This window comes from Bacillus sp. BR3(2024), from assembly GCF_039134555.1.
Classification (GTDB): domain Bacteria; phylum Bacillota; class Bacilli; order Bacillales; family Bacillaceae_G; genus Bacillus_A; species Bacillus_A cereus.
In genome coordinates this window covers 1,278,903-1,301,848 of sequence record NZ_CP152433.1, presented here as the reverse complement: position 1 = coordinate 1,301,848, position 22,946 = coordinate 1,278,903, and the positions used below count along the sequence as shown (strand labels likewise).

Genomic DNA, 22,946 nt, shown 5'->3' with positions numbered 1-22,946 from the left:
ATTGATAATAATTATCAATTTCAACTATATTTAGATTAATTGACATTGATTATCAATGTCAATAACTATTTTTAAAAAAATGATTAAAATGTACAAGCTTGTCCGTTAGCTATTCATATACTATGAATGAGCATAGTTCTTTCTCAGCCCTCTCTGACGGAAAGAAATAAAAGCAACTGCAATAGAGTGCAGTTGCCTTTTTTTGTTTTTCTATGATTTTAGTAATCTTATAGTCGTCTCTAAAAATAGCTCCACTCCACAAATTAATGCTGATTCATCCACGTCAAATTTCGGATGATGATGTGGATAACAAGTATATATATTTTCATTACCTGTTCCTAATTTAATGAAACAACCAGGTGCTTTTCTTAAATATGCTGAAAAATCTTCTCCACCCATAGAAGGTTCAAGCTTCACAACACGCTCATTCCCAAACAAATGTAGTGCACTTTCTTCTACTATTTTCGTAATATATTCATCATTAATAACCGGATCATATCCATATCGATACGTATATGTATACGATCCTCCATGTGCTTCTGTAATTCCTTTCACAATTTTCTCGATTTTCCCTTCTGCTTCCACCCTCAATGCTTGATTAAATGAACGAACAGTTCCCATTAAAGTTGCTGTACTAGGAATAATATTGTCAGCCGTTCCCCCATGAAATTGTGTAACTGAAACAACCCTTTGCATAAAAGCACTTGTATTTCTTGATACGATATGTTGTAGATTTGTAATAATCTGTGCTCCGATAGCAATAGGATCTATCGTTTCTTCTGGTCGCGCCGCATGTCCTCCTTTGCCTTGAATCTCAACTGTAAATACGTCTGGAGCTGCCATCATCGGTCCATATGCAATTCCTATCTTTCCACTCTCCAATCCAGACATAACATGTAAACCTATTACATAATCAACACCGTCCATTACACCTGCCTCAACCATTTCTTGTCCCCCACCGGGATACACCTCTTCTGCGTGCTGAAAGAATAGACGAATCTCACCTGCAAAATCTTCCTTTATATTTGATAACACCTCTGCTGTGCTTAATAAAATAGCTGCGTGAGCATCGTGCCCACATGCATGCATCATTCCTTTATTCACAGATGTATAAGATTTACTTGTCTCCTCTTGAATTGGCAAAGCGTCTATATCAGCTCGAATCGCAATTACTTTCCCTTGCTTCACACCTCTTTTAATTGCTAGTACACTATACTTCGTCGGTCTCGTTACTTCAAAAGAAGAAAATGAGCATAATGTATCATATATAAATTGCGAAGTTTCTTTTTCATGAAATGATAATTCCGGATACTTATGGAAATGCCTTCTCCATTTCACGATATTTTCTTCCGAAATTAGATTCTTCCACACTCTATTCATGATAATTTCCTCCTTTTCAAAAGAACTAGAAATTTAAAAGTTTACTCCGTCTTAAATGATTAATAAAAACAAACACTGTATTTTTACGTATTCTTATAGTCCACTTTTATGTATTCACACAATCCACTTTCTATTTACATGTCAAACCCATTACAAATTCATGCTGAATGTAATATAATTGCTAAGTTAGGGATTTTCTTTTTTAGTATTTAGTGCTAATATCAAAAAAGAGCCTTTTGACTTATTTTTACCTAAAATGTGGGATTTTGTTTTTTTCACAATAATGTAGGACATGATACCTACAAAGAGCTATTATTTCATTAAGAGAGGGAAAGACATGGAAAGATTAAAAGAGATATGGTCTCGACCACTCACACAATGGGTTGCAAAGACGGTTTATTATCTTGCAATTTTATTTGCATTACTTTGGTTGTATGGATTCCATGATACAAACACAAGTACATTTATTTACAATGAATTCTAGGGTGGGAACGTTATGAAGTTATTAGAACAAATTGAAAAGTGGGCTGCAGAAACGCCTGATCAAACCGCTTTTGTTTGGCGAGATGCGAAAATTACGTACAAACAATTAAAGGAAGATTCTGATGCGTTGGCACATTGGATTTCTTCTGAGTATCCAGACGATCGTTCACCAATTATGGTGTATGGCCATATGCAACCTGAAATGATTATTAACTTTTTAGGATGTGTAAAAGCTGGACATGCTTACATTCCTGTAGATTTATCTATCCCAGCTGATCGTGTACAACGTATTGCTGAAAATTCTGGTGCGAAATTACTTTTATCGGCAACAGCAGTAACTGTAACTGATTTACCAGTTCACATCGTAAGTGAAGACAACTTAAAAGATATTTTCTTTACTCATAAAGGGAACACTCCAAATCCTGAACATGCGGTAAAAGGTGATGAGAACTTCTACATTATTTACACATCAGGAAGCACAGGTAATCCGAAAGGGGTTCAGATTACTTATAACTGCCTTGTTAGCTTTACAAAATGGGCTGTAGAAGATTTCAACTTACAAACAGGGCAAGTATTCTTAAACCAAGCACCTTTCTCATTTGATTTATCTGTAATGGATATTTACCCATCGTTAGTAACAGGTGGTACACTTTGGGCAATCGATAAAGATATGATTGCGCGTCCAAAAGACTTGTTTGCTTCTTTAGAGCAATCGGATATTCAAGTATGGACTTCCACACCTTCTTTCGCTGAAATGTGTTTAATGGAAGCATCTTTCTCTGAGAGTATGCTACCGAACATGAAAACATTCTTATTCTGCGGCGAAGTGTTACCCAATGAAGTGGCTAGAAAATTAATTGAGCGTTTCCCGAAAGCAACAATTATGAATACGTATGGTCCAACAGAAGCTACTGTCGCTGTAACAGGTATTCACGTTACAGAAGAAGTGCTTGATCAATACAAATCACTTCCAGTTGGCTATTGTAAATCAGACTGTCGCCTTCTTATTATGAAAGAAGATGGCACAATCGCACCTGATGGTGAAAAAGGTGAAATCATAATTGTCGGTCCAAGCGTAAGCGTTGGATATTTAGGAAGCCCTGAATTAACAGAAAAAGCATTTACTATGATTGACGGTGAGCGCGCCTATAAAACAGGCGATGCTGGCTATGTTGAAAATGGTCTTCTATTCTATAATGGTCGTCTTGATTTCCAAATTAAGCTGCATGGTTATCGAATGGAATTAGAAGAAATTGAGCATCACCTTCGTGCGTGTTCTTACGTAGAAGGAGCAGTTATCGTTCCAATTAAAAAAGGTGAGAAATACGATTATTTATTAGCGGTTGTTGTTCCTGGAGAACATTCATTTGAAAAAGAATTCAAATTAACATCTGCAATCAAAAAAGAACTCAATGAGCGATTACCAAACTACATGATTCCACGTAAATTCATGTATCAATCTTCTATTCCAATGACACCAAATGGAAAGGTAGATCGCAAAAAATTATTGAGTGAGGTTACAGCATGACCGCATATGGATCATTTTATTTTTTCGCTATAGTGGGCATTTTATTAATACCTACTATCATAGCTGGATTAAAAGGTAAAATGTTGCGCAAATATAATGCCATTTTAACATTAGTCATGATTGCTATTATCTTCTCAGATAAACCAAAGCAAGCAATGATGCTAGCTGCATTTATTATTTGGCAATATGTCCTTATTAAAGGCTATTTAATTTTAAGAAAACAAAATAATAGTACATTCACATTTTGCATAGCTGTTATTTTATCGATTTTGCCTCTTATTTTGGCAAAAATCGCGCCGTTTGCATCGTTTTTACCTGAGTTAAAACTTGTTGTTTTCCTAGGTATATCTTACGTAACATTCAGAGCAGTTCAAATGGTATTTGAAGTTCGTGATGGTTTAATTAAAGAGCTTTCTTTCTTTAACTTCTGGGAATTCGTTTTATTCTTCCCTGCGATTTCAACAGGACCTATCGATCGTTACCGAAGATTCCAAAAAGATATTCAAAAGCCACCTAGCGCTGAAGAATATCAAAATTTACTATATACAGGACTAAATCGTATTTTCCAAGGTTTCTTGTATAAATTTATTATTGCTTACTTAATAAAGCAATATTGTATGGATCCAGCATTCGCTCAACACGATACAATATTTTCAAATATGATTTACATGTATAGCTATAGCTTATATCTATTCTTTGATTTTGCTGGTTATAGCTCTTTTGTAATTGGTGTAAGTTACATGATGGGAATTAAAACGCCAGAAAACTTCAATAAGCCATTCCTTAGTCGTAATATTAAAGACTTCTGGAACCGCTGGCACATGAGTTTATCATTCTGGTTCCGTGATTTTATTTACATGCGTTTCGTCTTTTTTGCAACGAAGAAAAAGTTAATTAAGAACCGTTACACTATTTCGTATATCGGGGCATTTTTAAACTTCTTCATTATGGGAATTTGGCACATCCAAGGAAGCGCTGTTGCGCAGTATGTTATTTATGGTCTATACCATGCCGCACTGTTTATTTTATTCGATATTTTTGAACGAAAAAACAAGAAGCATAAGTTTTGGCCAAACAATAAATTTACACACATCCTTGCGATTGTAATTACGTTCCACGTTGTATGTTTCGGTTTCCTAATCTTCTCTGGACACCTTAACAGATACTTTTAATGCACCCTTCTTATTCCATTAAGAAGTTGCACATATAATAATTTCGGATATAAAGGAGATTTTAAAAATGGCAGAATTCAAAGAGCAAGTATTAGATATTTTAGAAGAAGTATGTGAAAACGATATTGTGAAAGAAAACTTAGATGTTCAATTATTTGAAGAAGGTATCCTTGATTCTTTCGCTGTAGTATCTTTATTAGTTGAATTCCAAGAGCGTTTAGATATTGAAGTTTCTATTTCTGATTTTGACCGTGACGAGTGGGCTACACCAAACATGGTTATTAAAAAGTTGGAAGAAATCCGATGAACAAAGCAAAATTTGGTCCGATGCTTTTAGCATTGGCCCTTTTTGCTGTATTCTTACTTATTCCAACGCGCTTCCTACTTCCACTTTTAAGTGATGAAAAAGTAGAACAAGCTGCTACTTCTTTAAAAGAAGAAAAAATTCAAAGTATGATTTTACAGCAAAAGATGTTAGCAGATCCAAAATATCTTCCGATGTACGGTTCATCGGAATTCGCACGTATGGATGCTTTCCATCCATCTAATTATTTTAAAGTAAAGCCTGAAGGATTTACGCCATTCCTTCTTGGACGCGGCGGAACACAAGACCTTGTACATGTATTAAACTTCGCATCTACAATGGATCAATTGAAAGATAAGAAAATGGTATTCGTTCTTTCTCCGCAATGGTTTGTACCACAAGGTATTGACGAAACGCACTTTGCACCTAACTTTTCAAAACAACAAGGTTACCACTTCATTTTCAACAATGATTTAAAACCTGAAATGAAAAAACAAATTGCAAAGCGTTTATTAAACTTTGAGATTGTAAAAAAAGAAACTTTATTAAAAATTTCGCTTGAAGGTATCGCTTATGATGATACGAAGTATAAAGTAAAAGCACTTGCTGCTAAACCTTTCGCTTATATTTACCGTAACATTTTAGATCGTAAAGATTTATTTACAGCTATGTTTAATATTAAACCGCATAAAGAGAAGCTCGATCCTTCATTAAAACAAATGAACTGGGAAGAGGCTCGTAAACATGCGGATCAAACAGGTGCAGCAGAATCTGGATCTAATGAATATGGTATCGAAGATGGTTACTTCAATAGCAAAATTAAGAAAAAATTAAAGCAACGTGAAGGTTACTTAAAAAATGATGCTTATGACCAATCGCCAGAATATGAAGATTTACAAATTGTACTTGATTTATTAAAACAATCTGGTGCAAAACCACTCTTCATTTCTGTTCCTGTCAAAGGTCCTTGGTACGACTACGCTGGCTTCCCGAAAGAACGCCGCGAAGCATACTATAAGAAAGTTCATGAGCAAATTGAAAAAGCTGGTTATCCAATTGCCGACTTCTCAAATCATGAATACGATAAATACTTCTTAAAAGATCATATGCACTTAGGTTGGAAAGGCTGGGTTTACATCGACGAAGCCATCCAACAATTTTATAAAGCAAACTAACGAAAAGACCGCTTGAATTACTCAAGTGGTCTTTTTGTATATATTTTGTAATTGCTCGATTGCATTCGCCGCTTCTTTCATAACTCGCTCCACTACATGCTGAGCTGATTCGATTCGTGCCAATGATGCTGCCTGCCCTGCCCAAAGTGACATATATTCTTCCTTATTTTGCTTCGCTGCCTCTTGGCGTATTTTAGAAGTTAATACGTTTTGCACTGGATATACCGGAAGCCCTTCTTCTTTTCCTTCATGTCTCTCTATAAATTCATTCCGAATACCGCGTGCATATTTCCCGGAAAACGCACGAGTTACAGTTGTGCTCGTATCTGTACTATGTAAAACCGCTTCTTTATACACATCGTGCGTAATACTCTCTTCACTTGTTAAAAAGGCTGATCCCATTTGAACACCTTCTGCTCCTAGTGCCAATGCCGCAACAAGCCCTTGTCCGTTCATTACACCACCTGCTGCGACAATTGGGATATGCGGAACAGCCCCTACTAACTGAGGTATTAACGCAAACGTACCAATCATAGCATCTCGTTCTTTCCCAATAAACGTTCCTCTATGCCCTCCTGCTTCGCTACCTTGCCCAATAATAATATCTACTCCTAGCTCAGCAAGTACTTTCGCTTCCTTCACATGGGTAGCTGTTCCGATAACTTTTATTCCACTTCTTTTTAAATCATTTATTTCTTCTTTTTCTAACGTTTGAAATGCAAAGCTAACGACCGGTACTTTTTCATCTAATAGCACTTGTAATTGTTCCTTATAGCTTTTTGGAAGCTTTAACGTTCCTTCTACTTCTATACCTAATTCTCTATTCACTCCGCTTAGTAATACTTTCGCCTCATTTACCTTCTCTTCTTCTATTTCTATCTCTTTCGTTACAAGTAAATTAACACCGAAAGGCTTATCTGTTAGTTCTCTTATTCTATAAATTGCTTCACGAATTTGTTCTGGGCTCATATAGCCCGCTCCAAGCGTCCCTAATCCTCCACTATTACTTACTGCTGCAACAAGTTCTGGCGTCGTAATCGCGCCTGCCATACCGGCTTGAACAACGGGATACTCAATTTTTAATATGTCTGTTACTCGACTTGTAAACATCATTTTCCCTCCTATTTCCTTTATATCTTCTTTATTTGATAAGCTTTCCCCTGCTTTTGCAAGGGTTGAACTTCATATGAAGCGAATATATTGAAAGAGAAGGAGGCTGAGCTTAATGATTTATCCAAATGCATTAAAACAAGGTGATACAGTAATGATTATTGCACCATCTGGTCCACCTACAATCGAAAATGTATTAAAAGGTGTGAATGTATTACAAGAGATGGGGTTATCCGTAATAATCGGGAAGAGTGTTTACGAGAAATATGGATTTTTAGCCGGAAGTGATCAAGTTCGGCTTGACGATATACATGAAGCATTTACAAATAATGAAGTGAAGGCAATTTTTTGTGCACGAGGTGGTTATGGAAGTGCTCGTCTTCTTCCTCACATTCAATATGAAGTTATTAGGCAAAATCCAAAAATCTTTTGGGGATATAGCGATATTACAGCTTTACATACTGCTGTTTCACGTTATGCAAAGCTTATAACATTTCATGGTCCGATGATTGAAGAACTAGGAAAAGGCATTGATTCCCTATCTTTATCCTCTTTTAATCAGCTATTCCATCCGTATTCAACCATTTTATCTGCATCAGAATGTATCGTACCTAGCTCTCACAGTACAGTTACAGGTACGTTAGTTGGAGGAAATTTAGCTGTGTTAACAAGTATAATTGGCTCGCCCTACGAGATAATTACGAACAATACACTTTTATTACTTGAAGACATTGGTGAAGAACCGTACCGCATTGACCGTATGTTAAATCAGCTACTTTTATCTGGAAAGTTTAATGAATGCAGGGGCATTATTTTCACAAGTTGTCACGACTGCACTCCTTCAAAGCCCTCTCAATCATTGCAAACAATATTATATGAATATTTCGCGCCATATCATATACCTGCCCTATTCGATTTACCAATTGGACATATAAGTCCAAACATCGGTATTCCACTTGGAGCTACAGCAACAATAAACACGAATAATAAAACAGTCTCTATTTCTTCTGGTATAGCCACTCCATATTCAAATTAAAAAGGAAAAGCGATTACGCTTTTCCTTTTACTTATAATAATTAAAAATTCGTCCAGATGCGATATCTGCAATTTCTTCTGGAATAAATGTTTTACTTATATCAGTGCCAACATTTAATACAGCTGTAGCATCTTTCTCAATGCTACCAAATAACTCTTTCCCACGTATCGTAATAAGGGGCGTTCCTTCTGGCAACACATCTTTTACAAATTCCATTTGTGTAAAGAACGGAACGATCCATCTACCTTCTCCTTGGAAATGACGCAAACGAAGTATTCCTTCTGTTGCCCCGTCCTCTGCTTCTAGTGAACCAGCAACATAAAACTCAGTAGATAAGAGCAATTCATAAAATTCCTTTTGCTTCTGTTTATCATCCCCTGCTACAACAAGTACCTCTTCTAATTTCTTTACTGAAATTTGCTCCATATGATGCCACCCCTATTTTCAAAATGATTGTACTTAGATTATACGAAATATTCTTATTTTTTTCTACATAATTCGCAATTATTTTCTTAAAATAATTTTAATACTTCTTTTGTCGTCACAATCGTAGCAAACTCTTCATGTAAATTTACAAGTGTCATATTGTGAATATCCTCTGCACTATACTCCTTACCATCTAAACCTTTACGGTTAAACGTAGCCGTTGCATCACTCACTAAATATGTTGTAAATCCTAAATTCCCTGCCATTCGTGTCGTAGTTTCCACGCAATGATTTGTCGTTAATCCTACAACCACTACTGCATTACATTTGTTCTTTCTTAATTGCTCTTCTAAATTTGTCCCAATGAACGCGCTGTTAACGAATTTCTGAATAACCACTTCACCAAGTAGTGGTTGCACTTCTTCCTTAAAGTTTACCGTTTCCGCTCTCTCATAAAACATTGACTGGGCATTTTCTTTATTTACATGTTGAATATGAAAAACTGGTCGTTCCCTTTTTCTCCATTCTTCTAACAAAATTCTCATGTTTTCTTCAGCAAAAATATTATTTCTCTCGCCCCAATCTGGTAATTGAAATGCCTTTTGTACATCGATTATGATAAGTGCTATTTGATTTGTCATCATTTCCCCCTTAATTTGGCTGTAATTGAAATAGAAAACCAAGTTGTTGTGACGCAGTAATAAAGCAAACATAGGCGCAAAGCTCTACAATTTCTTTTTCTGTCCAATATTGTTTTAATACGTGAAACATAGTATCATCTATTGCTTTTCGGTCATGAACAAATGTATGCGCAAAAGTAACAGCTACACCAATCTCCTCTGCCTTTTGCACATCATCAGGTCTTCCCTTTGCCATACAGTACGGACATTCATTCCCATACGCTAATGTTCTTCTCACTTGCTCCTTCAGCTCTGCTGAAAGAGTTCCTGTATTGTACAGTGTATCTTCTAACGTACTCCACGAATGTAATATATCCGAATTATGCCCTAATAACTTTTGAAACTTTGTATCTCCTACATTTGATAATGAAATTCTCTCCATCATTTCCCCTCCTATTTCCTTCTGTTTTATTGTAAAATAAATAACGTTCACTTTACATTTCATATGAATCTTAATTTATATTTTTCCTTTACAAAAATCATTATTTTACTGGAGGTATATTTACAAATGCAATTAGACCGTGTTGATCGAAAAATTTTAAATGAATTATATAATGATAGTCGCCTTTCGATGCGTGAATTGGCGAAACGAGTAAACTTATCTGCTCCGTCTACTTCAGAACGTGTTCGTAAGCTCGAAAGCGAAGGTGTTATTCAAAAATACACAATCGATATTGATTATAAAAAGGCAGGACTCGTTTTAGATTGTATTTTAGAAATCACTTTAAAAAATGGTGATACAACACGTATGCAACAATTTATTCAGTCTTATCCATCTGCAAGTTTTTGTTACCGAGTAACAGGAAGCTTATGCTACATTGTAAAAATTTCTGTTCCTTCACTCGTTGAACTTGAAGAATTTATCAATGATGTTTCTTCATATGCAACGACCGTTTCTCATATCGTATTATCAGAAGTATCTCTTACTCCTGATATTGAACATATCTTCCCAGAAGATTAATTTATTTTTATTCAAAAAATATAAAAAAACCCCTTACAATAAGAATAAAAATAATATATTATGTATTAAAATACATAAAGTTCGAGAAAGGGGCTTTACATTGAAAATCTGGTTTTATGAAAAAACGGCACAATTAGATGACTTGCTTGGTATTTGGGACAATGTCCCAACAATCCCGCGAATTGGTGAAAAAGTGGAGATTTTAAAGACGGTCCGCATTGTTACAGATATTAAATATGTAAAGAACGGTAATAATTTCCGTGTAGAAATTATTACAAATTAAAAAGTAGCTCCTTAGGAGCTACTTTCTAATTATCTATTATGTGCTTTCTTTATAACGATTTTATCTTCTTCTACAGATACTGTTACATAATCATTTTCTTCTAACCGAAGCTTATTTACAGCCTCATCTGGTAACTCTATGGCCATCAATCTATCGGTTACGATCACTTGACTATACACTTCATTTTCTTGTGATGAACTCACTACTTTTTGCTCATTTATAAAACGTACTGGTGGCACGCCAACTTCTTTTACTGTACGCCATTGTTTCCAAACATAAGGAATTAACCAAAGTAATCCAACAAATGTAAGACCGATACCAATCCATAAATTACTTTGCGCTTGTAATTCAGTAATTGAGATTGTACCACTTTCTTCTCCACCGAAAAATTGCATACTTGTTGCAATCAAATTATTTAGAGCGTGCACAGCTATATTCGTCCATATATTTTTTGTCTTTATGTATAAAAGACACATAACGACACCAAACATGAACGCACCAATAACATCAAAATGTCCTAAGCCAAAAATAATTGAAGATATAATTACAGCTTTTTTAATTCCCCATTTATAAGCCATTCGCTGTAAGAAAAACCCCCTAAAAATAACTTCTTCCATAATAGGTGCTAACACACATGCTGAAATGAAAGTAAATATCGTCATATATACGTTACTCGTATTAATAACATTTCCGTCTTCTAGCATAGTAACTAAGAAATTCGGTAACGTATGTGCTAATATGTAAAATTGAATCTGAGATATGCCAACTGAAAAAATCATCCCCATTATCGTTGCTAATACAATTAATCCCCAAGATAAACGTCCTGGCTTATCAAAAAAACTGTTAAATACAACATTATTTTTATGTGTTTTTACGTATAGCCAAAGTAACGGAAATACAAAAAATACAGTTATTTGTGAAATAACCTCCATCGTATTCTCAGAAACATTTGCTAGACCTAATGGGATCATTATAAGGAACACCCCTATAATCATCCATCCAAAAAAGCTACGTAGCCTTATACGTGAAAATGCATAGTGCATATAGAACACCCCCAAAGATAGTAAAAATAAAACTTTAATTAGTACTTTATAGGCAATCCTTTCCCTATAAATAGCAGGATAACTAAATTATAATATGAATATAGTTGAAATCCTTCCTATTTTTCTCATTTTTTTAAACAGCATATCTCTTAAAATACCATATCGCTGTTCTTCAAGTTGCAATCTAAGTGAATTTTATGTAATAAAAATCCCCGTTTTTACAAGCGGGGATTTCTTTTATTATAATACGTCACGTTTTTGGAATAATGTACTTGATGCTACAAGTAACACAACAAAGTATGCAACTACAAGTAATAATGAAGTTGTAAACGTAAATTCTGTAAATGTTGGCTCCATTCCACCATTGATTAATTTATTACTATCGTAAGCTCTTAAATCCAAATGGTTGAATACTACAAACTTCGCTACGCCTTTTGCAAACATTATTAATACCATATTAATTGCACCTTGTAAGAAGAATAGGAACATCGTAATAATTAATGGTAATACAGATTTTCTAAAGACATTTGCTAGGAAAAATGCAAGTGTTGCAAAAAAGAACGGTGAAAGTAGTTGATATAAAGTGGACTTCATAACGATTCCTAATGTTAATTCTGTTTTACTACCATCCATTACAATACCGCCAATAATCATTGCAATTAGCATACCAGCTAATACGATAAATAACATTGCTAATAACACTGTAATATATTTAGAAAATAAAACTGCAAGTCTTTTTCTTGGACGGATTAACAATTGTTTAATTGTACCTTTTTGAAACTCATCAGTAAGAGTACGGGCAGCAAGTGTAATCCCAAAAATCGTTGCAAATAAAACAATTAAGCCAATCTCTGAGTTTGCATAATCTAAATATGATCCCTTAAACTCATCACCTTTTCCCCACTTCAACATTGCTAAAGTACCTAAAATTTCGAGTGCCGCAATGACACCAATTAAAATATACATACCTTTTTTCGCATGCAACTTTAAAAATTCATTTTGAATTAATTTAAACATTACGCCTTCACTCCCCCAGTAATCGCTAAGAACTCATCCTCTAACGTTTTATTTTGAACAGTAACTCCGTATACAAGCACATCAGCATGAACAAGTTTTTTTACAAGTTGCGGAATGTCGTCTTTTGTTACAGATGCTACAATTACATTCCCTTTTGCTTTACCTTTAATGATTTCATTTGCTTTCTGAACTTCATCTACTTCAAACGCTACAACGACTGCCTCATCATGTTTCACTTTTTCATGTAAGTTGTACTCTTGTACAAACTCACCTTGTTTAATAATAACGACGCGATCACACATTAATTCAATTTCACTCAATAAGTGACTTGATACGATTACAGCAATATTCTCTTCTTTCGCTAAACGTTGTAAATAATCACGAATTTGGCGAATACCAGCTGGATCTAATCCATTTGTCGGTTCATCTAAAATTAAGATTTTCGGCTGATGCAGTAATGCCTGTGCAATTCCTAAACGTTGTTTCATACCAAGTGAATATGTTTTCACCTTTTTATGAATCGCATGCTCTAACTCAACAAGCTTTACAATCTCAGCAATGCGCTCTTTACTAATTGGTGTAATGGCCATGTTCGCAAAATGCTTTAAGTTTTGCATTCCTGTCATATAATCATATAGTTCAGGATTTTCTACAATCGCTCCAATTTGCTCTAGTGCCTTTTCACGCTCCGAGCGAATACTATGTCCACAAATTGTAATATCGCCCTCTGTCATTGAAATAAGACCTGTCATCATACGGATCGTCGTCGTCTTACCGCTACCGTTCGGTCCAAGGAATCCGTATACTTCTCCTTCACGAACCTCAAATGATAAACCACGAATAATTTCCGTTCCACCAATCTTTTTTCGAACATTCTCTAACTTTACTACTACGTTTCCCAATGCTGATTCCTCCTTTAGACTTCTAGTTTTTTATCGATAATATAAGCAATTACATATATTATTAGAGCACTAACCATTACCATGAAACTTATATTAAAAATGTTAAATCCATTTTCTTGAAACATATTAATAAACAGACTCTTGCTTTCACTATGATATTCTACTCTTCGCAATACTTGGAAAGCTGGAGCTAATTTTCCTAGCAAGGTTGTCGCTAAAGTAATCGCGATATTTATTACTAGAAAAATAATAACGATTAGTATATTTTGCGCCTTTTTCTTTTTCGTAAGTAACTTTACTAGAGTAATTACCAATATGATTTGTAAAACACTAAACAAAAACTCAAATACATCGCTTATCGTATATATTAAATTATTGATTATGCCTACTTGCATAATCTCTTTTGCTTCTACATATACAGAAGTCGTAGGAAAAGCTAATACATAACTTACGTAGAAAAGAATTCCACATATCCCATACCATATAGCCATTGCGATAAATGAGAAAATAAGCATAGAAATTACATATTGTTTCCCAGATATTGCTGTAAGTCGTAACATTGGATTAGTTAGTAAGCGTGAATATGATTTCATTGTTTGTATAAACATATAAACAATATAAAAGAAAAATATAATCATAATGATTCCAAATATACCCTCTTGTCTACTGATAGCCGCATCACTTTTTCTTACAATCATTTGTGAAAATAACACAGCTTCAATTAGCACAAAGAATAAAAAAGTAACAATATATCTTTTCTTATTTACATTCCATAAATAGGAAAGTACTGACTTCACTTACTAAACACCTCCTTAAACAATTCATGAACTGCTTTTCCTCTCTGAAAACGAATTTCTTCTACATTTTCATATAGAACCATTTCTCCATCTTTTAAAAAGATCACTTCATCAAAAATATTTTCAATTTCATTTATTAAGTGAGTGGAAATTAATATCGTACAATCTTCCCTATAGAACTGTAGAATTAGATCCAATACATGTTCTCTAGAAAGAGGATCAATCCCGCCCAATGGCTCATCCAGTACATATAGCTTCGCTTTTCGAGAAAACGTTAAAATAATCTGCAACTTCTCAACCATACCTTTTGACAATGCTGTAATTTTTTCTTCTAACGGTATTTTAAATTCTGCAATCGTATCTACCGCTTTTTGAATATCGAAGTCTTTATAAAAATCTCGATAGAAAAATAAAGCGTTTTTTACAGTCATCCAATCATCAAAGATTGGCTTATCGGACATAAATGAAACAATTTCTTTCGTCTGTAACCCTACCTTTTTACCGTCTATTGTAATACTACCTTCAGAAGGGTGTTGCAAGCCTGCAATCATTTTCAATAACGTCGTTTTCCCGCTCCCGTTATCTCCAACAAGCCCAACGATTTTCCCTTCCGTAATCTCTATGTTTAATTCACGGATCACTGCTTTTAATCCGTATCTCTTCCATAAGTTTTCTATTTTCAATAGCTCTGTCATTGGCTCTCCTCCCTCTTATCATGTAATGAAGAACGAAGAATTGTAAGAATTTCTTCTTCTGAAAAACCTAAATTGTCCATTCCATCTATAAAAGAATGAAGTAATTCTTTCGCCATCTCTTTTCGCAGCTCCATAATTTTCTCCCCTTCATTCGTTACATACCGTCCCATTCCTCTACGTGTGACAACAACTCCATCCCGTTCTAGCTCTTGAAATGTACGCTGAATCGTATTTGGATTCACTTGTAATTCACTCGCTAATTCACGGACAGAGGGAATTTTATCACCAGGCAATAAATGTCCTGTTACGATCTCTTTTTTTATGTATTCCATTACCTGAATGTAAATTGGTGTATTTGGAGAAAACTCTATTTTCATTTCTTCCCTCCTTTTGTATCGGTGTACTAGTTAAATAATACACCGATACAAAAGGTTTGTAAATACCCATTTAATTACAAAAAAGTTCTATCCGTTAAACGAATAGAACTTCCCAAATATAAATCGCTATACAAAAATAATAGTGTTATGTAAACAAAATTATAAAGAAAAACTGTCTTATCAATGAATAAGACAGTTTTTCTTTATAATCCTATATTAAAAGTTAAACACGAAGTCATCGTCAGCTAACTTTTCAACGTTCGTTGCTTTTACGTAACCATTTCCTTTTACAGAGAAGAAATCATGGTTTTTCGTATCTGTACGTAAACCATTTAAAACGATTGGGTTAATTTCTTCTTCTTCAAACTTCGGCTCAAGTCCTAAGTTCATAAGCCCTTTATTCGCATTGTAACGAACGAAACGATTTACATCTTCTACAAGACCGATAGAAGTGTAAATTTCTTCTGTATAGGCCATTTCAATTTCATATAGTTCCATTAATAAATCTTGTGTTTCTTTTTGCACTTCTTGTTGCTCTTCTGCAGAAAGTTCTGCGAAGATTTGTTGTGCTAAAATACCGACGAATACGCCGTGAATTGACTCATCACGAATTATCAAGTTGATAATCTCACCACTTGCTGTTAGTTTTCCTTGACCAGCTAAGTAAAGTGGATAGAAGAATCCGCTATAGAATAAGTAACTTTCTAAGAACACACTTGCTACCATTGCCATGTATAACTCTTTTTTTGTTACTTCAGGCTTTAATAAACGACGATAGTAACTAGTAATAATACCAGCTTTTTTCTCAAGTAACGGATGATTGTCTACCCAGTCAAAAATATCATCAATCTCTTCTTCTGTAGCTAATGTTGTGAAAATGTGACTATAACTTTTCGCATGTACTTCTTCCATAGCTCCCATGAAAGCTAATACACTTTTCGCTTGTAAATTTTCAAGATGAACCAGTACAAGTGGCATTCCTTCGCCACCTTGTTTCGTATCTAAAAGTGTTAAACCACCTAATACACGCTTATAAGCAATTTGCTCTTCTTTCGATAATTGCACCCAAGTATTTTTGTCAGACGAAACCGCAATTTCTTCTTCTGTCCAAAACTGAGCGATGTTTTGCTTCCAAAACATTAAACTAAAATCATCTTCTTTTTTGTTCCAGTTTACCGCACGCATTAAATCGCCCCTTCTCTAAATATGATAACTAAGCATGAGCAGGGTTCAGAAAACCCTGCTCATCATGTCTCACTTTTTATATTAAACGGTACAAGCCACACACTCTTCCACGCTTAATTTACGTGTTCTCGTATAATACAGACTCTTTAAGCCTTTTTTATGTGCATAGATGTAGTAACGTGCTAATTCACGTGTTGAAATATCACTATTAACGTAAAGAATTGTACTAATTCCTTGGTCAATATGTTCTTGAATTTCTGCGATTAAATCAATTAATTTAAACTGATTCATATCGTAAGAAGATTTATAGTACCAGAACGTATCTTTTGATAAATACGGCATTGGATAATATGTTGTCGCATTCGCATATGTTCTTGATTCGATTTGACTTACGATCGGCATTACGCTTGAAGTTGCATTTTGAACGTAACTGATTGATTGTGTTGGAGCAATGGCAAGACGATATGAGTTGTATAAACCATTCTTCTGCACTTGCTCTTTTAAACTTGTCCAATCTTCTTTTGTTGGAATATGAATTCCTTCAAATAGTTGCTGAACTTTTTCAGTTACTGGGCTGTAATCTGTCGTTTCATACTTTTCGAAGTATGTGCCATTCGCATAATCAGATTTATCGAAGTCCTTAAATGTCTCGCCTTTTTCTGTAGCGATTTCCATACTTTTCTCAATAGAGTAGTAATTTAACATCATAAAGAATGTACGAGCGAATTCTTTCGCTTCTGAACTTTCATAAGCGATTTTATTTTTTGCTAAATATCCGTGTAAGTTCATTGCTCCAAGTCCAACTGAATGAAGCTCGTCATTTGCTTTTTTCACAGTTGGTGCATTCGGAATAATCGTCATATCAGAAACAGCTGTTAAAGCTTCCATTCCCGCATGAACTGCTTCACGAATTTCTTTATTTTCCATTACGTTTACGATATTTAACGATCCTAAGTTACAGTTAATATCACGACGGATAATGTCATCTGTACCGTAATCATTTATTTCTGAAGTTTCTTGAAGCTGGAAGATTTCTGTACATAAGTTCGACATCTTCACAGTTCCAATAGCCTTCAATGGATGTTGATTATTTGCATTTGATTTAAACATTAAGTATGGGTAACCAGACTCAAGCTGAATCATAGCGATTTTAATAAGCATATCACGTGCACTAATATCTAGTGGCTTCTTCTTCACTTTCGGATTGCTCATTAATTCATCGTACATTTCATCAATGTCAATATCATCTAAATGCTTGCCATATTCTTTATAAACCGTATAAGGCGCGAAAACATGGAAAGGTTCGTTTTTCTCAGCAAGCTCAAAGAACTTACTTGGAACGATAATTCCGATTGATAGAGACTGAATACGGCTCTTCTCATCGGCATTTATTTTTTTTGTATCAAGGAATTCAATAATATCCCAATGGAAAATGTTTAAATATACTGCACCGGCACCTTTTCGTTGGCCAAGCTGATTCGCATATGAAAACGAATCTTCAAGCAATTTCATAACAGGTACTACGCCACTTGCAGCGTTGTCGATACCTTTAATTTGCTCACCGCGTGCGCGTAGCTTAGATAAGTTTAAAGCTACTCCCCCGCCGATTTTCGATAATTGCATCGCAGTATTAATGTTAAAGCCGATCGAATTTAAGCTATCGTCCATCTCTAACAAGAAACAAGACACCATTTCTCCTCTTCTGCTTCTTCCCGCATTTAAAAAGGTTGGTGTCGCTGGTTGGTAGTTTTGTTTTACAATCATGCTTGCGAATTGTCTTGCCTTCGAAACATCACCGCGTCCTAAGTATAATGAAACAATTGCTACACGATCTTCATAGCTTTCTAAGTATTGTTTTTGATCATTCGTTTTTAACGCATAATCTTTGTAGAACTTAGATGCTGCCATATAAGATTGGAACTCGAAGTTTTCACCATAAGCGATGTTATATACTTCCTCTACTTCCTCCAAGCTATACTCGTCCAGAACGTTGTAATAGTAATCATGTTCTTTCATATACTCCATTCGCTCTGCCACGCTATTAAAAGGAACGGTATTCTCTCTAGCTTCTTCCATAAAGACTTCTAATGCCTCTTTATCTTTATGAAGCTGATAAAAACCGTCCTGCATTTGCGTGATTTCATTATTCAGTTCAATGTGTCGCAATCTCCCGCACCCTTTCCTTAAAATATTCTACATCGTTATTTGTTCCAGATAACTCAAATTTTGATACAATAGGCACTTCATATTTAGTAGAAATCTTGTCAGCACTTGCACCGAACATGTCTCCCCAGTTACGATTGCCGCTTGCAGATACGCCTTTTAATTTTTCATTATTGCGCTCTAAAAAGTCTAAAACACGTTCTGGTACATTGCCAAAACCTGTTGTATACGTAATAAGAATAAAGTCTTCATCTATTACTAGATCTTCATCAATTTGAACGGCCGGCATATTTAATTTGTGAATGAAACGCTTCACGTTTCCTGTCATAGAATCATATGCAACTAACATTTCCGACCCTCCCTCTCAAATCTATATTCTCTATATGTTGTTCTTGATTTCTCTATATATTGTATTACGTTTCAAAATAAGACACAAGATATATGTATAAATTCTTTCTTTTTTTAACTTTTACTTTTCGACATGATAGCCGTTTTTTTTCAATACAATGACTATGAAACAACATTCTAAAACTCATGTCAATAAAGTGCTTTTCAAAAAAGTTGTCAACGAATTTAACCTTATTTTTAAAAAAGTTAACAATATATTTTGTCATAAAACGGTAGATGCTGAAGAAATATATTTCTCCAGCATCACGCAAAAAAGAACAGATATGAAACTATAATCTGCTCTAAAAAACGATTACATTTATCAAATTTACCTTATTAAATATATTATACATATACTTTCGTTTCTCGTTACATACTAAAAGATAACTATTATAGAAAAAGATTATTATTATGGAACTTCAATTTATTTATGAAAAGTTTATTCAGAGTGCTCAATGCGCAAAATATCTTTTACAAATATATGATGCGGATTTTCATCTTTATCAATCATTGTACATACCGGAGCCTCTTCATCAAAGTATACAATCATTCCTTCTACGTACTGATATGTATGTCGAACTTGTACAGTTACTTTAATTTCTACTGCTTCTTCATATGCTCTTTTTATTTTCTGAAGCATTTTTGCTGAACATTTTCGTTTCTCTGGATACATAACCATTCCCATAAATCGATTGCCGGCTCTATCTTTCCACATATAATCCCAATGTGGTAAAATGCCTTGTTTAAAATCGCCCATAATTCCCCTCTCCTTTATCTTTTATTTATCCCGCATTAAACGTCCGATTGGTGAAAGGCTACTAATCAGTGAGAGATGCCCTGCTGATCAAAATTCCCCTTTATGAACGTGGCGTTTCTGAATATGTATAAATCACTTGCCCGCCTCGCTGTGCGTTACCAATGAAATGCTTAAAGTCTTCTCTATTTACAACAACTTCTCTGAACGTATAAAATACATCTTTCGTAACAACATACTCCTTTATTTCACCATTTTTTAGCTGATCTAAAATTGTATTTGCTAATTCTTTATCCATGTATTTCACCTCTCTGCAATATTTTATTTTATCGTATATTCTATAGGTCAACAACTGTAAATTTATCCCGCTATTTGCAGGTAGTGCGATTGGTGTTGACTACTAATCAGTCGTGGAATGAACAAAAAATCTTACTGATTAACGTTTCACTTTATCTCGTTGTTATGCCATGATTTTATTTTCGTTATTTCGCAAACAATATCGTTTTACTATATGTCCACTAAATATCATATACTAACATAGCTACTTCTCTATATCAAACATTTCGGCATTCAATTATGCAAAGTTCCATACCACTATGCTACAATATACAAATAGAACTAGGAGGGATACTATGATTCGGAAAGCAAAAAAGACAGATGCAATGGCAATAGCTCCTTTATTGTATAATGCTCTGCATGAAATTGCTGAAAAAATCACAGGTAGCACAGATGAAGCAGAAGTATTACTAGGACTTGAGACATGGTTCTCAAAAGAAAATAACCGTCTGAGCTACGAAAACTGTTTTGTCTATGAACAAGACGAGAGTGCAGTTGGAGTTATTGTCGCTTATCACGGTAGTGAAGCAACACAGCTTGACGCACCAATTGTACATCACTTAAGAGAATTACATAAAGATGAATCAATTACGTTAGAAAAAGAAGCTGAGCTTGATGAGTATTACATTGATACACTATCAGTTTCAAGTGCACACGGCGGAAAAGGTATCGGTTCTAAATTAATTGAAGCTGCCGAAATCTATGCAACTGAAAAAGGGCATGAAAAAATCGCTTTACTTGTTAATTTAGAAAACACACGCGCCTATTCACTATACGAAAAGTTAGGTTATAAAAAAGATGAAATTGTTATGCTAGTAGGCGAACCTTATGCTCATCTCGTAAAACCATTAAACGTCAAAATTTCTGTATCTTAAAAAGAAAGCACACGATTTATATAAATCGTGTGCTTTTATGTTAAATTCGTATTTAATATATTTCCATCCATCGCCTCGTGAAACGTATATGTTGTACATCCCCATGGCTTTCTATGCAAAATAGGCGAACCAGACCATCCCATTGCCCTCAGCTCCGTTCCAATCATCGAATTAAAATAATTATGACCTACAAGAGCAATACTTCCATGTACGAGAGCATAACGATGTAATACGTAAGCTGCTTGCCTTGCCCTCTCTCTTACTTCCTTATAAGATTCAACATTTTTATGGTAACCAAGTATCCATAATGCTCGTCCAATACACATCCATACGTTAAGTTTACACTTCAACCATTTTGGCGCATAAAAGCTCGCCGGAACTGCCACTTCCCTAAAAAGAGAATTTTGTATAAAACATAAAGAATCCATTAATTCAGCTGCTGACTGTACAGCACACTTTTGATCACTCGTTACAATCAATTTCGCTACTTCAACCGCTTCTCTTGTTTCCAATGGTATAGGTTGTTTTTCTGTTATAGTATGTAAGTCATATCCTTTTATCCATTCATGAAAGGATGTAACCGTCATTGGTTCTATAGTACAATCTAAGCGACCATGACGAATAAAAGAAATCTTCATTCTTTTCACTCTCCATTCATCACTTATGAACTCTATTATGCACTAGTTCTAAACATCATACCACGCAAGAAAATAAAGTTATATACCTTTACATCTCCCCACCATTATCATGTGTTATCGAAGCATGGATACCATCCATCCCATCAAAATATGTACTCGTATCATATTGACGAATCTTTTTTAAATGCATATAAGAAAATAAAAATAAAATTAAAGCTATAACACTCCCCACAAATTCAAACATCATTTTACCGCCTCTAATTTCTCCCACTTCAGCAGGTTATTCTACTTTTTCATTATACCTCGATATAAAGATTCTCGCATTTTTGCTATTTTTTTCAAAAAACATGGATTTTCTACATATTTTCTTACAAAAAGTGAATATTTTTCGAATTTTTACTTTGGAAACATTTACAAAGTAGGAAATATGGTTCAAAATAGGAGGAAATAAAAAAACCCAAATTTATTCTTTTTTTGGGAAAACTGTAACAAGGAGAGTTGCTTATGCAGATCGCAGAAACTGGAGATATCATCGAATTTAAAGGTGGAATGCAAGGCCGTGTTCAAAAAGTAAATCAAAACTCTGTTATTGTTGATATAACAATTATGAAGAATTTTAGAGAACTAGATATGGAACCTCTTACAGTTGTAAGTCATAAAAACTATACTGTCATTAATCAAAATGCATAATATAATAGAAAGAAAGGGCCTGTATACTATACAGGCCCTTTCTTTCTATTAACGATTATCAATTGTTTCCGGATATAGATCGTGGTTCATCATGCGGTAATCAGCCATTTGTTCATACTTCGTCCCTGGGCGCCCGTAGTTGCAGTATGGATCAATTGAAATACCACCACGTGGTGTGAATTTCCCCCATACCTCAATATAACGTGGATCCATTAATTTAATTAAATCGTTCATAATAACGTTCATGCAATCTTCATGGAAATCACCATGATTGCGGAAACTAAATAAATACAACTTTAAAGATTTACTCTCTACCATTTTTTGCTCTGGAATATAGCTAATATAAATTGTTGCAAAATCTGGTTGTCCTGTTTTCGGGCATAAACTTGTAAATTCAGGACAATTGAATTTTACAAAATAATCACGGTTTGGATGATTATTATCAAATACCTCTAATATTTCTGGGCTATATTCAAATAAATATTTTGTATTTTGATTCCCTAGTAATGTTACATCTTTTAAATCTTCATCTAATCTTCCTGTCATTTT

Annotated in this window: 29 protein-coding genes; 10 read left to right on the top strand and 19 right to left on the bottom strand. The window is 34.6% G+C overall.

Features of this window, described 5'->3' with window-relative positions; genetic code table 11:
• Positions 1-210: 210 nt before the first annotated feature.
• On the bottom strand, positions 211-1,380 hold the full coding sequence (gene amaA / locus V7S45_RS06750; protein ID WP_025688941.1) for an N-acyl-aliphatic-L-amino acid amidohydrolase: 1,170 nt from the start codon (positions 1,378-1,380) through the stop codon (positions 211-213).
• A gap of 337 nt (positions 1,381-1,717) precedes the next feature.
• On the opposite strand from amaA, the gene V7S45_RS06745 reads away from it, so the two are divergent.
• From V7S45_RS06745 to dltD, 5 genes are all read left to right on the top strand, one after another.
• Positions 1,718-1,864, top strand: coding sequence for a teichoic acid D-Ala incorporation-associated protein DltX (locus V7S45_RS06745; protein WP_000440293.1), 147 nt, complete (start codon positions 1,718-1,720; stop codon positions 1,862-1,864).
• A gap of 12 nt (positions 1,865-1,876) precedes the next feature.
• Complete coding sequence (gene dltA / locus V7S45_RS06740; RefSeq protein WP_342761698.1) at positions 1,877-3,391, top strand: D-alanine--poly(phosphoribitol) ligase subunit DltA; 1,515 nt, start codon at positions 1,877-1,879, stop codon at positions 3,389-3,391.
• Positions 3,388-4,563, top strand: coding sequence for a D-alanyl-lipoteichoic acid biosynthesis protein DltB (gene dltB / locus V7S45_RS06735; RefSeq protein WP_025688936.1), 1,176 nt, complete (start codon positions 3,388-3,390; stop codon positions 4,561-4,563). The genes dltA and dltB overlap by 4 nt, the downstream gene beginning before the upstream one ends.
• Positions 4,564-4,630: 67 nt before the next feature.
• Complete coding sequence (gene dltC, locus V7S45_RS06730) at positions 4,631-4,870, top strand: D-alanine--poly(phosphoribitol) ligase subunit DltC (RefSeq protein ID WP_000807310.1); 240 nt, start codon at positions 4,631-4,633, stop codon at positions 4,868-4,870.
• Positions 4,867-6,042: a D-alanyl-lipoteichoic acid biosynthesis protein DltD gene (dltD, locus tag V7S45_RS06725; protein WP_001030268.1), complete on the top strand. Its 1,176-nt coding sequence runs from the start codon at positions 4,867-4,869 to the stop codon at positions 6,040-6,042. The genes dltC and dltD overlap by 4 nt, the downstream gene beginning before the upstream one ends.
• Before the next feature lie 21 nt (positions 6,043-6,063).
• Here the strand turns inward: dltD and V7S45_RS06720 are convergent, their stop codons facing one another.
• Positions 6,064-7,152 carry a nitronate monooxygenase gene (locus tag V7S45_RS06720; protein WP_000495277.1) on the bottom strand — a complete coding sequence of 363 codons (1,089 nt, stop codon included), beginning with the start codon at positions 7,150-7,152 and terminating at the stop codon, positions 6,064-6,066.
• A 115-nt stretch (positions 7,153-7,267) separates the two neighbouring features.
• On the opposite strand from V7S45_RS06720, the gene V7S45_RS06715 reads away from it, so the two are divergent.
• Positions 7,268-8,188: an LD-carboxypeptidase gene (locus V7S45_RS06715; protein WP_025688931.1), complete on the top strand. Its 921-nt coding sequence runs from the start codon at positions 7,268-7,270 to the stop codon at positions 8,186-8,188.
• Between the two features lie 27 nt (positions 8,189-8,215).
• On the opposite strand, the gene V7S45_RS06710 is transcribed toward V7S45_RS06715, so the two are convergent.
• The 3 genes from V7S45_RS06710 to V7S45_RS06700 form a co-directional block, all read right to left on the bottom strand.
• Complete coding sequence (locus V7S45_RS06710) at positions 8,216-8,614, bottom strand: SseB family protein (RefSeq protein WP_000435265.1); 399 nt, start codon at positions 8,612-8,614, stop codon at positions 8,216-8,218.
• A gap of 86 nt (positions 8,615-8,700) precedes the next feature.
• Positions 8,701-9,255, bottom strand: a complete 555-nt coding sequence (locus V7S45_RS06705; protein WP_000184430.1) for a cysteine hydrolase family protein — start codon at positions 9,253-9,255, stop codon at positions 8,701-8,703.
• Positions 9,256-9,265: 10 nt separating this feature from the next.
• Entirely contained in the window at positions 9,266-9,676 is a 411-nt protein-coding gene (locus V7S45_RS06700; protein ID WP_000439759.1) for a carboxymuconolactone decarboxylase family protein, read from the bottom strand.
• 126 nt (positions 9,677-9,802) lie between these two features.
• Here V7S45_RS06700 and V7S45_RS06695 point away from each other — a divergent pair, with 126 nt between their 5' ends.
• Together V7S45_RS06695 and V7S45_RS06690 are read left to right on the top strand one after the other, a co-directional pair.
• Positions 9,803-10,255 (top strand): Lrp/AsnC family transcriptional regulator, encoded by a 453-nt coding sequence (locus V7S45_RS06695; protein WP_001175505.1) that lies wholly within the window; start codon positions 9,803-9,805, stop codon positions 10,253-10,255.
• Positions 10,256-10,355: 100 nt separating this feature from the next.
• Positions 10,356-10,538 carry a DUF3913 family protein gene (locus V7S45_RS06690; RefSeq protein ID WP_000707104.1) on the top strand — a complete coding sequence of 61 codons (183 nt, stop codon included), beginning with the start codon at positions 10,356-10,358 and terminating at the stop codon, positions 10,536-10,538.
• Between the two features lie 29 nt (positions 10,539-10,567).
• Here V7S45_RS06690 and V7S45_RS06685 read toward each other — a convergent pair whose 3' ends face one another.
• From V7S45_RS06685 to V7S45_RS06635, 11 genes are all read right to left on the bottom strand, one after another.
• On the bottom strand, positions 10,568-11,581 hold the full coding sequence (locus V7S45_RS06685; protein ID WP_025687774.1) for a CPBP family intramembrane glutamic endopeptidase: 1,014 nt from the start codon (positions 11,579-11,581) through the stop codon (positions 10,568-10,570).
• Positions 11,582-11,821: 240 nt separating this feature from the next.
• Complete coding sequence (locus V7S45_RS06680; RefSeq protein ID WP_025687773.1) at positions 11,822-12,598, bottom strand: ABC transporter permease; 777 nt, start codon at positions 12,596-12,598, stop codon at positions 11,822-11,824.
• Positions 12,598-13,500, bottom strand: a complete 903-nt coding sequence (locus V7S45_RS06675) for an ABC transporter ATP-binding protein (RefSeq protein WP_025687772.1) — start codon at positions 13,498-13,500, stop codon at positions 12,598-12,600. Before V7S45_RS06675 ends, V7S45_RS06680 begins: the two co-directional genes overlap by 1 nt.
• Before the next feature lie 14 nt (positions 13,501-13,514).
• On the bottom strand, positions 13,515-14,297 hold the full coding sequence (locus V7S45_RS06670; protein ID WP_025687771.1) for a hypothetical protein: 783 nt from the start codon (positions 14,295-14,297) through the stop codon (positions 13,515-13,517).
• Positions 14,294-14,992 carry an ABC transporter ATP-binding protein gene (locus tag V7S45_RS06665; protein WP_000137745.1) on the bottom strand — a complete coding sequence of 233 codons (699 nt, stop codon included), beginning with the start codon at positions 14,990-14,992 and terminating at the stop codon, positions 14,294-14,296. The genes V7S45_RS06670 and V7S45_RS06665 overlap by 4 nt, the downstream gene beginning before the upstream one ends.
• Positions 14,989-15,369, bottom strand: a complete 381-nt coding sequence (locus V7S45_RS06660; protein WP_000687512.1) for a GntR family transcriptional regulator — start codon at positions 15,367-15,369, stop codon at positions 14,989-14,991. Before V7S45_RS06660 ends, V7S45_RS06665 begins: the two co-directional genes overlap by 4 nt.
• Before the next feature lie 216 nt (positions 15,370-15,585).
• Complete coding sequence (nrdF, locus tag V7S45_RS06655) at positions 15,586-16,554, bottom strand: class 1b ribonucleoside-diphosphate reductase subunit beta (RefSeq protein WP_001203028.1); 969 nt, start codon at positions 16,552-16,554, stop codon at positions 15,586-15,588.
• A gap of 81 nt (positions 16,555-16,635) precedes the next feature.
• Positions 16,636-18,720 (bottom strand): class 1b ribonucleoside-diphosphate reductase subunit alpha, encoded by a 2,085-nt coding sequence (gene nrdE / locus V7S45_RS06650; RefSeq protein WP_001215837.1) that lies wholly within the window; start codon positions 18,718-18,720, stop codon positions 16,636-16,638.
• On the bottom strand, positions 18,707-19,066 hold the full coding sequence (gene nrdI / locus V7S45_RS06645; protein WP_000959447.1) for a class Ib ribonucleoside-diphosphate reductase assembly flavoprotein NrdI: 360 nt from the start codon (positions 19,064-19,066) through the stop codon (positions 18,707-18,709). The genes nrdE and nrdI overlap by 14 nt, the downstream gene beginning before the upstream one ends.
• Positions 19,067-19,543: 477 nt before the next feature.
• Complete coding sequence (locus V7S45_RS06640; protein ID WP_000502205.1) at positions 19,544-19,861, bottom strand: hypothetical protein; 318 nt, start codon at positions 19,859-19,861, stop codon at positions 19,544-19,546.
• Positions 19,862-19,961: 100 nt separating this feature from the next.
• On the bottom strand, positions 19,962-20,156 hold the full coding sequence (locus V7S45_RS06635) for a hypothetical protein (RefSeq protein WP_000356684.1): 195 nt from the start codon (positions 20,154-20,156) through the stop codon (positions 19,962-19,964).
• Positions 20,157-20,490: 334 nt separating this feature from the next.
• On the opposite strand from V7S45_RS06635, the gene V7S45_RS06630 reads away from it, so the two are divergent.
• Positions 20,491-21,069: a GNAT family N-acetyltransferase gene (locus V7S45_RS06630; protein WP_000619542.1), complete on the top strand. Its 579-nt coding sequence runs from the start codon at positions 20,491-20,493 to the stop codon at positions 21,067-21,069.
• Between the two features lie 35 nt (positions 21,070-21,104).
• Here the strand turns inward: V7S45_RS06630 and V7S45_RS06625 are convergent, their stop codons facing one another.
• Together V7S45_RS06625 and V7S45_RS06620 are read right to left on the bottom strand one after the other, a co-directional pair.
• Positions 21,105-21,707 carry a hypothetical protein gene (locus V7S45_RS06625; protein ID WP_000703102.1) on the bottom strand — a complete coding sequence of 201 codons (603 nt, stop codon included), beginning with the start codon at positions 21,705-21,707 and terminating at the stop codon, positions 21,105-21,107.
• A gap of 88 nt (positions 21,708-21,795) precedes the next feature.
• Positions 21,796-21,951: a hypothetical protein gene (locus V7S45_RS06620; protein ID WP_000461431.1), complete on the bottom strand. Its 156-nt coding sequence runs from the start codon at positions 21,949-21,951 to the stop codon at positions 21,796-21,798.
• A 260-nt stretch (positions 21,952-22,211) separates the two neighbouring features.
• Here V7S45_RS06620 and V7S45_RS06615 point away from each other — a divergent pair, with 260 nt between their 5' ends.
• A complete protein-coding gene (locus V7S45_RS06615) occupies positions 22,212-22,397 on the top strand; it encodes a DUF2187 family protein (RefSeq protein ID WP_001165082.1) in 186 nt (61 codons plus the stop codon).
• A 48-nt stretch (positions 22,398-22,445) separates the two neighbouring features.
• Here V7S45_RS06615 and queF read toward each other — a convergent pair whose 3' ends face one another.
• Positions 22,446-22,943 carry a preQ(1) synthase gene (gene queF / locus V7S45_RS06610; RefSeq protein WP_001986050.1) on the bottom strand — a complete coding sequence of 166 codons (498 nt, stop codon included), beginning with the start codon at positions 22,941-22,943 and terminating at the stop codon, positions 22,446-22,448.
• Between the last annotated feature and the right edge of the window lie 3 nt (positions 22,944-22,946).

What these genes read in the sequence shown, in the direction of transcription:
- V7S45_RS06685 (WP_025687774.1), bottom strand. Translation starts at nt 11,581, where the DNA reads ATGCACTATGCATTTTCACGTATAAGGCTACGTAGCTTTTTTGGATGG.
- V7S45_RS06620 (WP_000461431.1), bottom strand. Translation starts at nt 21,951, where the DNA reads ATGTTTGAATTTGTGGGGAGTGTTATAGCTTTAATTTTATTTTTATTT.
- amaA (WP_025688941.1), bottom strand. Translation starts at nt 1,380, where the DNA reads ATGAATAGAGTGTGGAAGAATCTAATTTCGGAAGAAAATATCGTGAAA.
- dltD (WP_001030268.1), top strand. Translation starts at nt 4,867, where the DNA reads ATGAACAAAGCAAAATTTGGTCCGATGCTTTTAGCATTGGCCCTTTTT.
- V7S45_RS06635 (WP_000356684.1), bottom strand. Translation starts at nt 20,156, where the DNA reads ATGGATAAAGAATTAGCAAATACAATTTTAGATCAGCTAAAAAATGGT.
- queF (WP_001986050.1), bottom strand. Translation starts at nt 22,943, where the DNA reads ATGACAGGAAGATTAGATGAAGATTTAAAAGATGTAACATTACTAGGG.
- V7S45_RS06660 (WP_000687512.1), bottom strand. Translation starts at nt 15,369, where the DNA reads ATGAAAATAGAGTTTTCTCCAAATACACCAATTTACATTCAGGTAATG.
- V7S45_RS06720 (WP_000495277.1), bottom strand. Translation starts at nt 7,152, where the DNA reads ATGTTTACAAGTCGAGTAACAGACATATTAAAAATTGAGTATCCCGTT.
- V7S45_RS06745 (WP_000440293.1), top strand. Translation starts at nt 1,718, where the DNA reads ATGGAAAGATTAAAAGAGATATGGTCTCGACCACTCACACAATGGGTT.
- nrdF (WP_001203028.1), bottom strand. Translation starts at nt 16,554, where the DNA reads ATGCGTGCGGTAAACTGGAACAAAAAAGAAGATGATTTTAGTTTAATG.
- V7S45_RS06700 (WP_000439759.1), bottom strand. Translation starts at nt 9,676, where the DNA reads ATGGAGAGAATTTCATTATCAAATGTAGGAGATACAAAGTTTCAAAAG.
- V7S45_RS06625 (WP_000703102.1), bottom strand. Translation starts at nt 21,707, where the DNA reads ATGAAGATTTCTTTTATTCGTCATGGTCGCTTAGATTGTACTATAGAA.
- dltA (WP_342761698.1), top strand. Translation starts at nt 1,877, where the DNA reads ATGAAGTTATTAGAACAAATTGAAAAGTGGGCTGCAGAAACGCCTGAT.
- V7S45_RS06715 (WP_025688931.1), top strand. Translation starts at nt 7,268, where the DNA reads ATGATTTATCCAAATGCATTAAAACAAGGTGATACAGTAATGATTATT.
- nrdI (WP_000959447.1), bottom strand. Translation starts at nt 19,066, where the DNA reads ATGTTAGTTGCATATGATTCTATGACAGGAAACGTGAAGCGTTTCATT.
- V7S45_RS06665 (WP_000137745.1), bottom strand. Translation starts at nt 14,992, where the DNA reads ATGACAGAGCTATTGAAAATAGAAAACTTATGGAAGAGATACGGATTA.
- V7S45_RS06680 (WP_025687773.1), bottom strand. Translation starts at nt 12,598, where the DNA reads ATGTTTAAATTAATTCAAAATGAATTTTTAAAGTTGCATGCGAAAAAA.
- dltB (WP_025688936.1), top strand. Translation starts at nt 3,388, where the DNA reads ATGACCGCATATGGATCATTTTATTTTTTCGCTATAGTGGGCATTTTA.
- V7S45_RS06640 (WP_000502205.1), bottom strand. Translation starts at nt 19,861, where the DNA reads ATGGGCGATTTTAAACAAGGCATTTTACCACATTGGGATTATATGTGG.
- V7S45_RS06695 (WP_001175505.1), top strand. Translation starts at nt 9,803, where the DNA reads ATGCAATTAGACCGTGTTGATCGAAAAATTTTAAATGAATTATATAAT.
- V7S45_RS06630 (WP_000619542.1), top strand. Translation starts at nt 20,491, where the DNA reads ATGATTCGGAAAGCAAAAAAGACAGATGCAATGGCAATAGCTCCTTTA.
- dltC (WP_000807310.1), top strand. Translation starts at nt 4,631, where the DNA reads ATGGCAGAATTCAAAGAGCAAGTATTAGATATTTTAGAAGAAGTATGT.
- V7S45_RS06705 (WP_000184430.1), bottom strand. Translation starts at nt 9,255, where the DNA reads ATGACAAATCAAATAGCACTTATCATAATCGATGTACAAAAGGCATTT.
- V7S45_RS06615 (WP_001165082.1), top strand. Translation starts at nt 22,212, where the DNA reads ATGCAGATCGCAGAAACTGGAGATATCATCGAATTTAAAGGTGGAATG.
- V7S45_RS06710 (WP_000435265.1), bottom strand. Translation starts at nt 8,614, where the DNA reads ATGGAGCAAATTTCAGTAAAGAAATTAGAAGAGGTACTTGTTGTAGCA.